Genomic DNA, 12,512 nt, shown 5'->3' on the forward strand with positions numbered 1-12,512 from the left:
AATTGAAACAACTGGGCATCAGCCAGAATCATTTAATCAACTTATTCCGCCGGCAGTATCATCAGACGCCGGTAGAATACCTCAATAAGCTGCGGGTGAACAAAGCAGCCGGCCTGCTTGCCGGATCAAGGGACAATATCGTGCAAATAGCTCTGGCATGCGGCTTTGGCAGTTTATCCACTTTTTATTATTTTTTTAAACGGCAAATCGGCATGACGCCGCATGAATACCGCAAAACAAAGCGTAAGGGTGATGTGAAGTGATTATCAGCGCCAGCAGGCGTACCGATATCCCTGCTTTTTATTCAGAATGGCTCATTCACCGGTTGAAAGCAGGCGCCGCTTTTATCAGGCATCCCCGCAATTTTGGCCGTCTGACCCGTGTGGACTTAGGGCCGGAGAAGGTCGACTGTATTGTTTTCTGGACCAAAAATCCCCGGCCGATGCTTAACCGTCTGGAATTGCTTGACAACATGGGCTACACCTACTATTTTCAGTTTACCATTACGCCCTACGGCAGCGCGGTAGAAAAGCGGCTGCCGGACAAAACAGAACTTATGGACACCTTCAAGCGTCTCAGTGACAAGATCGGCAGGAAGCGTATCGTGTGGCGCTATGACCCGGTCATTGTAAGCAGGGCATTTTCGGTGGAATATCATTTAGACCGGTTTGGCAAAATGGCCGATATTTTGGCTGACTATACGGAACGGTGTATTTTCAGCTTTATTGATCTATATCCAAAGGTACACCGGAAAATGAAGGAATTTGCCGAGTGCGAAGCCGGTCCGGCCGAGATCGACCGGATTGCCCGGGGCTTCGCCGGAGTCGCCAAAAACCGCGGCTTCACTCTGGCAGCCTGTGCTGAAACGGTGGAGCTCAGCAGGTATCATATTCATCCTGCGGCCTGTATTGACCAAACCATGATTGAAACCATTGCGGGCAGTCCGGTCAGGGCCAAAAAGGATTCTAATCAGCGGGCTGCCTGCCGGTGCATTGAAAGCGTGGATATCGGCACTTATGACTGTTGCCGGCACGGCTGCGTCTATTGCTATGCCACAACAAGCGAAGAAACCGCCCGGAATAATATGGAGCGGCATGATCCGCAGTCTCCGCTGCTGATTGGTTATCCCCGCGGCGATGAAGTCGTCACAGCCAGGGATTCTGCTTCCATAAAAATAAAACAACGTTCATTGTTTTAAGGAAATTGATTTAATTTTTAAAAAATTTGGCTATTTTTACGGTGAATAGATTGATCTTCCAGCTAAATATGGTATGATTATACTATACGTGAACAATTAACTGAATCCATGAGCCTGGGAACGAAAAAAGAATACTTTTCCGTTTTTGTTGCCGGCTCAGTAATTTCCATTCCACACACAAATCCACACCCTAAGAGAATGAACCCGGACTCCCGTCCGGGTTCATTCTCTTAGGGTGGATCAGGAGGCAACGACGATGAGACAACTGATTGCTGTAGCCGACTGCTGGCGGCAAGCCCGGCGGGTTATTGCGTTTACCGGAGCAGGGATGAGCACCGAGTCCGGTTTGCCGGATTTTCGCTCAGCCCGGGGCTTGTGGAAACAGCGGCCGGAAAGTCTGGCGACCATGGAGGCGCTTGTTGGCCAGCCTGACGAATTCTATTTCTTTTATCAATGGCGGATTGCCAAACTTTGGTCAATACAACCCCATGCCGGGCACCAGGCTTTGGCTGAACTGCAAAAAGCCGGCTATCTAAGCCAGGTGGTTACGCAAAATGTTGATGGTCTGCATCAGCGGGCAGGCTGCCGGGAGGTGCTTGAACTGCATGGAACGCTGCGAACGGTAAGCTGTCTGAACTGCCAGGCCGTTTATGACAGCAGAACGCTAGTGCCGGAAGGAAGCGAATGGGAACGCGCTTATCAGGAAGGTACGTACCGTCATGGCCAGGAGTGCCGGTGCCCTAAATGCCAGGGCTTGCTTCGGCCGGATGTCGTGCTGTTCGGGGAGCCGCTGCCCAGCCAAGCCTGGCAGTCAGCAATTGCTGCCTGCAGCCAGGCCGATTTGCTGATTGTCATTGGTTCGTCCCTGCTGGTAGCTCCTGCCAGCTACTGCCCGCAGGCAGCGCTAGACAACAGGGCCAAGCTGCTGATTATCAATCAGGACAGCACGTCTTACGACCAGCAGGCCGATTGGATTGTGCGGGAGGCGGCCGGACAGGTTCTGGTCAAGCTCCGGAATCTGATTTTAGCTATGCAGTAGGCAGAATACTGCGAAGTGTGTCAAAATAAGTAGTACAAAAACGCTTGACAAAGCAATGAAAAATAGCTAACATATAAATATAAATGATAATCATTATCATAATAGCTAAATAAGCTTAAAAAATATCCTTTATTAGGTTATTTTTTTTCTGGTTATAATGATAATGGTTATCATAACAGGTTAAAAGGAGGGTGCTTTCATGTCCGTTGTCATCATTGGAGCCGACTATCTTGGGGGGATTGAGAAAAACTTATATTCAATGGGTGTTACTGAATTGATACATATCACCGGGCGCAAAGCAGCCAACAGGAACAAGATTAATCTACCCAAAAATACTTCATTTGTATTGGTATTGACCGACTATGTTAACCATAACACAGCTAAAATGATCAAGTCGGTAGCGAAAACACAGGAAATTCCTTTAGTATTTGCCAAACGTTCCTGGGGTGCTGTCGAAAAGCAATTGATGGATTCGGGCGTAATGAGCTGTTGATGGCGGACAAGTCCGAAGCCGGGGAGAATACAGCAGTAGATTAGGTTAAAGGAGCGTGAACGTATGTCAATTTGGGTCAAAGCCGATGCTTGTCAGGTCTACATGAACATCAGCGGCGCTGTTTGTGCCGCGCATGTTGAATTTTTGCGCAATCACTTGCTCAACCGCCTGCAATATGGCTATCAAAAGATTATTGTTAATCTGAATAATGTCAGTGATCTTGACCAGCATGGCTTAATGATGTTCCGGTATGTTCGCGATCAAGTTGATAAAAAGGGTGGGGAATTAATCTTTGAAGATGCTGCAGGTCGCATTGCCGGTTAGGCAGTTCTGGTGTATTAATACCGCTCTCTAGTGTTCTGCAGCTCTTAACAGGACAGCTTGCGCGTGGTTGCCCGGCTGATACTCGCCAATCTGCAAGATAATGGCGAGGCGATTTTTCGTAAGGCCAGGCAGTGGAATGAGGCCTACCGAGCGTATGCCGATTGACGCCAACGCGTTAGCCCCAGATTAAGGGTTGCGAGCACATGCAGCGCTTGGCGTTGTAAGTGTAGTCCGGCAGACAACCTATCCTGCCGGACTACACCGGGCGTACTGTCCGCAGGGAGCGGTATTAAGGCGCAGCGGGGTCTAAGCGAACAAAAAGCTGCTTAGCCGTGTTGAGCCAATATTACTTACATATTTAGGAGGAATAGCTATGAAAAAAGTTGCTGTAATTTATTGGAGCGGCACCGGGAATACCGAAGAAATGGCTAAGGCCGTAGCCGAAGGAGCAAAAAATGACCAGACCGAAGTGTCCTTGCTGTCAGTCAGTGAAGCAACGGCGGATACAGTAAAAAATGCCGATGCAATCGCCCTGGGTTGTCCTTCGATGGGAGCGGAAGTGCTGGAAGAGTCTGAAATGGAACCATTTGTCGCTTCGATTGAATCCCTGGTTTCAGGCAAATCCCTGGCTCTGTTCGGCTCCTATGGCTGGGGCAATGGCGAATGGATGCAGGACTGGTCGGCCCGGATGTCTGAGCATGGCGCATCGCTGGTCGCCGAAGGGCTGATTGTCATGAATAATCCGGATGACAGCGCATTGGAAGAATGTAAAGCCTTGGGCCGTAAATTAAACGGCTGATGAAATAAAACCACGCAGGTGATTCCCCAACAGGGAAAGCCTGCGTGGTTTTATTTTTTTAGCTGAACGAGCTGCCAGCTGCCGTTGCCGCTAATCATTAAATTGAGGGTATGATAAGGCCGGAGCGCGTCCTGGTGGCCGATGCTGATCAGGGCGGTGGCGGGCATGGTTTTACGAAGCAGGTCAAAGATGTGCTGTTCGGTTGCCTTATCCAGACTGGAAGTGGCTTCATCGAGAAATAACCATTCCGGCTGATGTAAAATGGCCCGGGCGATGGACAGGCATTGCTGTTCGCCTGCCGATAATACTTTGCTCCAGTCTTCCAGCCGGTTTAGCTTGCCGGTGAGTTTAGGAAGATTGCACACCGTCAGAATCGAATTAAGTTGTTCAGCAGACAGGGCATTGGTAATTTGTGGATAGAGCAACACATTGCGCAGCGAATCAATAGGAAAGTAGGGGGTTTGCGGAAGAAACATGGCATATTGTTCCGCCGGTTTGGCAATTTGACCGCTGAAGTTGGGCCAAATGCCGGCTAGGGTCCGAAACAGCGTAGTTTTGCCGCTGCCGGCCGGCCCGCTGATGAGCAGCCGGTCCGTGTGCTGCAGAGCGAAGGAAAGGTTTTTAATTAAGGGTTCACCGGACAGGCTGACAATGGTAAGGCCGGTAACCCGGAACAGCGGATTGCGCTGCTCAACGATGGAACCCTGTTTGACTTTGCGGGCTTGTACTTCAGCCATCGCTGAGCTGAAGCCGTCCAGACGGTGCATGAGCGCTTTCCATAACGCGATTTTGCGAAAGCTGTCAACAATATAGGATAAGGCCGAGTGGACATACCAATAGGCGCCGGAAATTTCGAACAGTTGTCCTAACTGGATTTCATGATTAAAATAGCGCGGCGCAGCCATAAGGAAAGCGAATACAACCGATATTTGGGCGTAGGCGGCGGTCAACAGGGTAAGGGTTTTGGTTGATTTAGCAATTTGCAGGCAATTGGCGGCAATTTTTTGGAAGTGGCAGGCTAAGCTGGTCTTTTCTTTTGTTTCACCGCCATAAAGAATGATACATTCATCATGTTCCCTGATCCGGTCCAGACGTGAGCGAAATTCGGCTTCGGCGCTCTGCTGCACGACGCTTTGCATAATCAGCGGACGGCCGACCCGGACGGTAATCCAGGTGCCGGCCAGCGAGTAGACAAATGCGGCCCAAACGAGATAACCGGCGATGGTCAGGCCATAGCCGCCTATTTCCAGCCGGATTGTGCCCGATAATTGCCACAGCACTACTGAAAACATGGCCAGCGTGACCGTGTGGCGCAGCAGGCCGGTTACTAAGTCCAACGTGTTATCGACAAACAAATTGATATCTTCGCTGATTCGCTGGGCGGGATTGTCAATGGCTGACCCTAAGATATTCAGGTGATAATAGGTCCGCTGGTAAAGCCAACGGTGAATATACTGCCCGGTCAGATGCTGACGCCACCGGAGCTGGAGAATAAGACGAAAATAGACCTGGTGACCGGAGATGACAATATAAATACCCGCTATCAATAAAAACTGAACCAGGGTATCGATAAATCCGCTGAAATTATATTGCTGGAGTTGGTTGTAAAAATCGCCCTGCCATTGATTTAACATTAAATTAAGGCTGACCAGTATCACTGTGCACAGGATGACGAGCAGCGAGAAGCCCCAGGCCTGTAAGCCTGTGCGTGAAGCCCAGAAAGAGAGCGCTAACCTGGTTAGCCTGAATTTTGTCTGCAATGCTTTTTCAACTCCCCTCTTCAGGCTGCCTTGTTTGGTCAAAGCAAGAAATTATATGCAAATTCAGGGGAAGTATGTTGTTTTATTTAAAATCAGTTGCGGCACAGGCTGCTTTATGGCATGTCCGGCTTGACAAGAAAAAATGAACAAGGTATTCTTTGACTGCAGTGATGAATAAGAAGGTTGGTCAGAAAGGGAGGATATGATGCCGGACACAAAAGGGCTGGTTATTGTCAATACCGGCAATGGCAAGGGAAAAACAACGGCCGCGCTGGGCCTGGCTCTGCGGGCCTGGGGCCAGGGATTAAGGGTTTTGGTTGTCCAGTTTATTAAGGGCAACTGGAAATATGGTGAACTGAAAGCAGCGGAAAAGCTGGGGCCGGATTTTGTTATCAGGCAGCTGGGCGAAGGTTTTGTCAAGCATGCTAAGGCAAATGCCAATGCCGATCATCAAAGCGCCGCCCAGACGGCTTTGGCGATTGCCCGGGCGGAAATCGCGTCAGGCGGCTGGGATCTGATTATTTTGGATGAAATTAATTATGCCGTCAAATTTGGCCTGGTAACGGTCAGTGAATGTCTGGAACTGATCGGACTAAAATCCGGCCAAATGCATCTGGTGTTTACCGGGCGTGACGCGCGGCCTGAACTTATTGACTGCGCTGATTTGGTGACCGAAATGAGAGCGGTCAAGCATCCGTATCAGCAAGGCGTAAAAGCCCAGAAGGGAATTGAATTTTAAAAATAAAATAAGCGTGGATTTGCTGTCTGGCAGTCAATTTCGAAATTTAAATAAGCATAACTTGACAATCGTTTGCAGAAATGTAATACTAATAGCGTAAATATCAAAAAATGAATATTGTTTGGTACAGGTGCCCGTTTTGGGCTTAATAGGGAAGTCCGGTGCAATGCCGGCGCGGTCCCGCCACTGTAATGGGAGAGCAAATCCAACATGCCACTGGGGTATTGCCCTGGGAAGGGTTGGATAGCAATGATCCAGAGCCAGGAGAACTGCCTGTACATCAATCACCGATTGACCTGCGAGTGACGGGGAGGGGATTTGTGCAATTCAGCTCATACAGCGTGTTAACATTGTGCATTTTCGTCCTGGCTTTTACGGCCAGGACTTTTTGTTTCCGAAGATACTGACTTTTGGAGGAGACAGGGTAATGCACGGTTTAGCGTGAAACTGATGGCTAATCTGTATGACTCTTTGAATAAACCGTCTTTTAATGAGACGGTTTTTTATATTATCCCCGGTTACGGGGAAAGGGGAGGGATAAAGAGCAGCATAAGCCCACGATTATTGTTCAAATTATGAGATAAGGAAGGATTGACAAGATGTCGACAACGGATGGTGAAAAACAGGCGGCTGCGGCAATGCCGGCAGTGACCTTTGACGAGTTTGCGCCGACCAGCTATGAACAGTGGAAAGCGCAGACAATTGTTGCCCTAAAAGGTGGAGTCTTCGAAAAGCGGATGTTTACCAAAACCTATGAGGGGATTCAGCTTGAGCCTATTTATACAATGGACAATACCCAAAACCTTAGCCATATCCATTCTTATCCGGGCGGGGATTATTACCTGCGGGGCGTCAACGCCGGCGGTTATGTATCTACGCCCTGGAAGATTGCCCAGCAATGCGCGGAGGCGCTCCCGGCCAAATTTAATGAAACAGCCAGGCAGGAACTGGCGAAAGGCAGCACCAGCCTGAATATTGCGCTTGACACGGCAACTCTGTCCGGTCTGGACGCCACTGACGCTGCTGCGAAGAGTATTGGCGATCAGGGGGTATCACTGTCAACGCTTCAGGATGCTGCGGAGGCTTTGGCCGAGATTCCTTTATCCAAGCACGATCTGCATATCTATACCGGATATTCCAATATCAGCCTGTTGGGCCTGATTACAGCCCTGTCCAAAAGCAATGGCCAGGCTTATCAAAATATCAGCGGCTGCATCGGCGCTGATCCTATCGGGGCGCTGGCCGGATCGGGCAGGCTGCCTTGCAGCCTGGAGGAGTTGTATCAGGAACTGGCTCATTCCACCGTGTGGGCTGACGAGCATATGCCCAATATGCGTACCATTTTGGTGCGCGGTGACGTTTATCATGACGGCGGGGCCAATGCCATTCAGGAGATTGGCTATGCCATGAGCGCGGCAATTGCCTATGTCAGAGAACTTAAAGAGCGTGGCCTGGATATTCAGGTGATTGCCAAGCATATCCGTTTCAGCTTTTCACTGGGTTCGAATTTCTTTATGGAGATTGCCAAAATACGGGCGGCCCGGATGATTTGGGCGCAGATTGCGGAAGCCTTCGGCGGTGATAAGGACGCCCAAAAAATGAATGTACACGCCCGTACCTCCTATTTTACCAAAACCACCTATGATCCCTATGTCAATCTGCTGCGTACCACGACCGAGTCCTTTTCCGGCGTGGTCGGCGGGGTTGACAGCCTGCAGGTAGGCTGCTTTGACGAAGCAATCCGTCCTGGCGACGAATTTTCCCGCCGGATTGCCCGCAATACCCAGCTGATGCTGCAAAATGAATGCAACCTGATTCAACCGGTCGATCCGGCCGGCGGTTCCTGGTATATTGAAACCCTGACGCAGCAGGTGGCTGAGAAAGCCTGGGCGGTCATTCAGCAGATTGACGGACAGGGCGGTATGGTTAAGGCTTTGCAGGAAGGCGTTATTCAGACGGAAATCGCCGCAATTCTCAAGCAAAGGTTCAAAAACCTGGCTAATCGCTCCGACCGTGCGGTAGGGACCAACATGTATCCCAATATGACCGAACAGCCGCTGGCGGTGCCGGATAAAAATTTTGCCGGCGATCAAAGCGCCCGTACCCAGGCAATCAATAATTACCGGGAGGATATTGACGCTAAGCATTGCCAGAGCATCCTTGAACAAATGCGTACGGCCGCCGCAAGTCAAACCGGCAGGCTGCTGGAGTTGGTTGTCGAGGCGTTTCAGGCCGGTGCAACCGCCGGCGGGATTCGCGGACAGTTAAATAAAGATCAGACCGGTTCCTTTCGTGTCGAACCAATCAGGGTGCGCCGCTGGACGGAAGAGTTTGAGGCAATGAGAGACCGTACGGCCCGCTATCAAGCGAAGACCGGCGAGAATTTTAGCGTTTTCCTGGCCAATCTGGGGCCAATTCCGCAGCATAAGGCCAGAGCTGATTTTTCTACCGGTTTTATGGAAGTGGCGGCATTTGAAGTATTGAAAAACGATGGGTTCCCGACCGTGGAAGAAGCGGCGCAGGCGGCCCTGGCTTCCGGCGCCGATGTGACAATTATTTGCTCAACCGATGATACCTATCCCGAGATGGTACCGCCGTTAGCCCGTCTGATCAAAACAGGCTGCCCCGGCATGAAGGTTTTTGTGGCCGGCGCGCCGGCGGCTGAATTTGAGCAGGCGTACCGCGAGGCCGGAGTGGATGACTTTATTCACGTCAGGGCAAACTGCTATCAAATTCTGACTGAGTTGCAACAAGCAAAGGGGATGAGCTGATGAACAAGAACCCGGACTTTTCCAAGCTGCTTTTTCAGGAGGCCAAAGCCGAGGCAAGCAGCGCCGCTGAATGGCGTAAAAAAATTGAAACAGAAACAGGTTTGCCGTTTGAAGAGTTATACTGGCGGACAATGGAACAAATTGAGGTTCAGCCGCTTTATACGGAGGAAGCCTATAAGCAGGCTAACCATCTGGGGTTTATGGCCGGCGTTCCGCCCTTTTTGCGGGGCCCGTATCCGACCATGTATGTCACGCAGCCCTGGACGGTTCGTCAGTACGCCGGTTTTTCGACGGCTGAGGAAAGCAACGCTTTTTACCGCCGGAATCTGGCGGCCGGGCAAAAAGGCTTGTCCATTGCGTTTGACCTGGCCACCCACCGCGGTTATGACTCCGATCATCCGCGGGTAGTCGGGGATGTCGGCAAGGCCGGCGTTGCCGTTGACTCTATTTTGGATATGGAAATATTGTTTTCCGGCATACCTTTGGATAAAATGTCGGTATCCATGACCATGAACGGCGCCGTTTTGCCGGTACTGGCTTTCTATATTCTGGCCGCGCAGGAGCAGGGTGTAAAGAAGGAAGTGCTGGCCGGAACCATTCAAAATGATATTTTAAAAGAGTTTATGGTGCGTAATACCTATATTTATCCGCCAACCGCCTCAATGCGGATCATCGGCGATATTTTCGCCTATACCTCACAAAATATGCCAAAGTTCAACAGTATTAGTATTTCCGGCTATCATATGCAGGAGGCGGGCGCTACCGCCGATATTGAACTAGGGTATACCCTGGCCGACGGTCTGGAATATATCCGTACCGGGATTGCGGCCGGTTTAGGCATTGACGCGTTTGCGCCGCGGCTGTCCTTCTTCTGGGCAATCGGCAAGAATTATTTCATGGAAGTGGCTAAAATGCGCGCCGGGCGGATGCTGTGGGCTAAAATCGTGAAGCAGTTTGATCCCAAGAATCCAAAATCAATGGCCCTGCGCACGCATTCGCAGACCTCCGGCTGGAGCCTGACCGAGCAGGATCCGTTCAATAATGTCGGGCGTACCTGCATCGAAGCCATGGCGGCCGCACTTGGCCACACCCAGTCGCTGCATACCAATGCGCTGGATGAGGCGATTGCCCTGCCGACCGACTTTTCGGCGCGTATTGCCCGGAATACGCAGTTGTATATTCAGGATGAAACCAAAGTTTGCAAGGTTGTTGATCCCTGGGGCGGCTCGTATTATGTAGAAGCGCTGACCGACGAGCTTATTCGCCGGGCCTGGGCGCACATCCAGGAAGTGGAGGGGCTGGGCGGCATGGCCAAAGCCATTGACACCGGCCTGCCTAAAATGCGCATTGAGGAAGCTGCAGCCCGCCGGCAGGCGCATATTGATTCCGGCGAGGAAATGATTGTCGGGGTTAACCGGTACCGGCTGGAGAAAGAAGATCCGCTGGATATCCTGGAAGTTGACAATACCGCGGTACGGCTGTCGCAGATCCAGCGGCTGGAAAAACTGCGGGCAATCCGGAACGAGGATGATGTGAAGTACTGGCTGAATGCCATTACCAAGTCGATGGAAACAGGAGAAGGGAATTTGCTGGAAATTGCTTTGGAAGCGGCCCGCGCCCGCGCCAGCCTTGGCGAAATCTCAGACGCCGTAGAAAAGGTGGCCGGCCGTCATAAAGCGATCATCCGGTCAATTTCCGGGGTGTACAGCAGTGAGTTTGCCGATGAAACCATTATTGCCGAGGTCCGGGAACTGACGGACAAGTTTGAACTGCAGGAAGGGCGCCGTCCGCGGATTATGATTGCCAAAATGGGGCAGGACGGTCATGACCGGGGCGCAAAGGTAATTGCCACAGCCTTTGCCGATATGGGCTTTGACGTGGATATCGGGCCTTTATTCCAGACACCGGAGGAAACCGCCCAGGATGCAGTGGATAATGATGTGCATATTGTCGGTATGAGCTCTCTGGCGGCCGGCCATAAAACGCTGCTGCCGCAGCTGGTGGAAGAACTGAAAAAACGGGGCCGCGACGATATTATGGTGGTAGCCGGCGGCGTTATTCCGGCGCAGGATTACGATTATTTAAGAGAACATGGCGCAGCAGCGATTTTTGGGCCTGGTACGATTATTCCGGTAGCAGCCAAAAGAATTCTAGACGAGCTGTTTGTGCGCATTAACGAGGAATAGACACATGAGCCATAGCACTTACAAACCGGAATGGGCGCCAAAAAAGTCCGACGACGCCTTTGCCTGCCGGGTCATGACCGGAGTGGACGGGGGGCATGATGGTATGCCGGATAGTAAGACAGCGTCAGCTGGAAAGCCTGCGCCAGTAGTCAGAAGGCGCATTTTATCAGTGGATGAGTATGTCCAGGGAGTACTGAGCGGTAACCGGATGATTCTATCCCGGGCGATCACTTTAATTGAGAGTAATGCACCGGCCCATTTTGAAATAGCGCAGCAGGTGCTGAAGGAATTGCTGCCTCATACCGGCAAGTCGGTTCGGGTCGGCATTACCGGCGTGCCGGGGGCAGGCAAAAGTACGTTTATCGAGGCATTGGGCTGCCGGTTGTGCGAGCAGGGCAATAAAGTGGCGGTATTGGCTGTTGATCCGAGCAGTACGGTCACCAAAGGCAGCATTCTGGGCGATAAGACCCGGATGGAGATTCTAGCCAAGCAGCCGCAAGCCTTTATCCGGCCGTCTCCCTCCAGCGGAACGCTGGGCGGCGTTACCCGCAAGAGCCGGGAAACCCTGCTGCTTTGCGAAGCGGCCGGCTTTGATGTTATTTTGGTCGAGACAGTGGGGGTCGGACAGAGCGAAACGACTGTCCGTTCCATGGTGGACTTTTTTCTGCTGATGGTTCTTACCGGGGCCGGCGATGAATTGCAGGGCATGAAAAAGGGCGTTATGGAGCTGGCGGACGCCATTCTGATCAATAAGGCCGATGGAGATAATAAGCAGCGGGCGCTGGTTGCCAGAGCTGATTATGAACGGATTTTGCATTATCTGCGCCCCGCTACCGAAGGCTGGGCAACCCATGCGTATACCTGCTCGTCCTTGACCGGTGAAGGCATTGCGGATATCTGGGATGTTGTAGAGAAATTCAGGCAGGCTACGCAAGGCTCAGGCGTTTTCACCGGCAGACGCCGTAAACAGACCTTATCCTGGGTCTATACGATGGTCGAAGAACATCTGCGGGGCTTGTTCTTTCAAAACCCCAATGTCCTTGCGTTAAAGGCCGGAATTGAAAATCAGGTGGTAGAGGGACGGATTTCCGCGACTATGGCAGTACAGCAGCTTATCCGTGCGTTTGAGCAAGAGGGCGGCCATAGCAAATAACCTGGCTGAACCAAACTTGGCAAAGCGCAGGACAACTGCTGGCGGAATAC

11 protein-coding genes and 1 riboswitch are annotated in these 12,512 nt (G+C 51.4%); of the genes, 10 read left to right on the forward strand and 1 reads right to left on the reverse strand.

The window, feature by feature from the left end:
• Positions 1-2: 2 nt before the first annotated feature.
• The 6 genes from BLR06_RS19985 to BLR06_RS07535 all read left to right on the forward strand — a co-directional run bounded on the left by BLR06_RS19985 (position 3) and on the right by BLR06_RS07535 (position 3,853).
• Positions 3-263, forward strand: coding sequence for a helix-turn-helix transcriptional regulator (locus tag BLR06_RS19985; protein ID WP_245698062.1), 261 nt, complete (start codon positions 3-5; stop codon positions 261-263).
• Positions 260-1,198: a DUF1848 domain-containing protein gene (locus BLR06_RS07515; RefSeq protein WP_092070717.1), complete on the forward strand. Its 939-nt coding sequence runs from the start codon at positions 260-262 to the stop codon at positions 1,196-1,198. The genes BLR06_RS19985 and BLR06_RS07515 overlap by 4 nt, the downstream gene beginning before the upstream one ends.
• A 256-nt stretch (positions 1,199-1,454) precedes the next feature.
• Positions 1,455-2,237 carry an NAD-dependent deacylase gene (locus BLR06_RS07520; RefSeq protein ID WP_092070720.1) on the forward strand — a complete coding sequence of 261 codons (783 nt, stop codon included), beginning with the start codon at positions 1,455-1,457 and terminating at the stop codon, positions 2,235-2,237.
• A gap of 199 nt (positions 2,238-2,436) precedes the next feature.
• Positions 2,437-2,730, forward strand: a complete 294-nt coding sequence (locus BLR06_RS07525) for a DUF2325 domain-containing protein (RefSeq protein WP_092070723.1) — start codon at positions 2,437-2,439, stop codon at positions 2,728-2,730.
• Between the two features lie 63 nt (positions 2,731-2,793).
• The gene (locus BLR06_RS07530) at positions 2,794-3,054 is read left to right on the forward strand and encodes an STAS domain-containing protein (protein ID WP_092070726.1); all 261 of its coding nucleotides are present in this window, start codon (positions 2,794-2,796) and stop codon (positions 3,052-3,054) included.
• 373 nt (positions 3,055-3,427) lie between these two features.
• On the forward strand, positions 3,428-3,853 hold the full coding sequence (locus tag BLR06_RS07535; RefSeq protein ID WP_092070729.1) for a flavodoxin: 426 nt from the start codon (positions 3,428-3,430) through the stop codon (positions 3,851-3,853).
• 50 nt (positions 3,854-3,903) lie between these two features.
• Here the strand turns inward: BLR06_RS07535 and BLR06_RS07540 are convergent, their stop codons facing one another.
• Complete coding sequence (locus BLR06_RS07540; protein WP_092070732.1) at positions 3,904-5,613, reverse strand: ABC transporter ATP-binding protein/permease; 1,710 nt, start codon at positions 5,611-5,613, stop codon at positions 3,904-3,906.
• A 205-nt stretch (positions 5,614-5,818) separates the two neighbouring features.
• On the opposite strand from BLR06_RS07540, the gene cobO reads away from it, so the two are divergent.
• The 4 genes from cobO to meaB all read left to right on the forward strand — a co-directional run bounded on the left by cobO (position 5,819) and on the right by meaB (position 12,462).
• Complete coding sequence (gene cobO / locus BLR06_RS07545) at positions 5,819-6,352, forward strand: cob(I)yrinic acid a,c-diamide adenosyltransferase (protein ID WP_092070735.1); 534 nt, start codon at positions 5,819-5,821, stop codon at positions 6,350-6,352.
• A 111-nt stretch (positions 6,353-6,463) separates the two neighbouring features.
• A riboswitch (cobalamin riboswitch) is annotated at positions 6,464-6,643 on the forward strand.
• 308 nt (positions 6,644-6,951) lie between these two features.
• Positions 6,952-9,123, forward strand: coding sequence for a methylmalonyl-CoA mutase family protein (locus tag BLR06_RS07550; RefSeq protein WP_092070738.1), 2,172 nt, complete (start codon positions 6,952-6,954; stop codon positions 9,121-9,123).
• Positions 9,123-11,309: a methylmalonyl-CoA mutase gene (gene scpA / locus BLR06_RS07555; RefSeq protein WP_092070741.1), complete on the forward strand. Its 2,187-nt coding sequence runs from the start codon at positions 9,123-9,125 to the stop codon at positions 11,307-11,309. Before BLR06_RS07550 ends, scpA begins: the two co-directional genes overlap by 1 nt.
• A gap of 4 nt (positions 11,310-11,313) precedes the next feature.
• Entirely contained in the window at positions 11,314-12,462 is a 1,149-nt protein-coding gene (gene meaB / locus BLR06_RS07560) for a methylmalonyl Co-A mutase-associated GTPase MeaB (RefSeq protein WP_092070744.1), read from the forward strand.
• Positions 12,463-12,512: the final 50 nt, after the last annotated feature.

This window comes from Dendrosporobacter quercicolus, from assembly GCF_900104455.1.
GTDB classification, from domain to species: domain Bacteria; phylum Bacillota; class Negativicutes; order DSM-1736; family Dendrosporobacteraceae; genus Dendrosporobacter; species Dendrosporobacter quercicolus.

Excerpts from the sequence above, each read along its gene's own strand:
- BLR06_RS07520 (WP_092070720.1), top strand. The coding sequence starts at position 1,455 with ATGAGACAACTGATTGCTGTAGCCGACTGCTGGCGGCAAGCCCGGCGG.
- BLR06_RS07525 (WP_092070723.1), top strand. The coding sequence starts at position 2,437 with ATGTCCGTTGTCATCATTGGAGCCGACTATCTTGGGGGGATTGAGAAA.
- BLR06_RS07530 (WP_092070726.1), top strand. The coding sequence starts at position 2,794 with ATGTCAATTTGGGTCAAAGCCGATGCTTGTCAGGTCTACATGAACATC.
- BLR06_RS07535 (WP_092070729.1), top strand. The coding sequence starts at position 3,428 with ATGAAAAAAGTTGCTGTAATTTATTGGAGCGGCACCGGGAATACCGAA.
- cobO (WP_092070735.1), top strand. The coding sequence starts at position 5,819 with ATGCCGGACACAAAAGGGCTGGTTATTGTCAATACCGGCAATGGCAAG.
- BLR06_RS07550 (WP_092070738.1), top strand. The coding sequence starts at position 6,952 with ATGTCGACAACGGATGGTGAAAAACAGGCGGCTGCGGCAATGCCGGCA.
- scpA (WP_092070741.1), top strand. The coding sequence starts at position 9,123 with ATGAACAAGAACCCGGACTTTTCCAAGCTGCTTTTTCAGGAGGCCAAA.
- meaB (WP_092070744.1), top strand. The coding sequence starts at position 11,314 with ATGAGCCATAGCACTTACAAACCGGAATGGGCGCCAAAAAAGTCCGAC.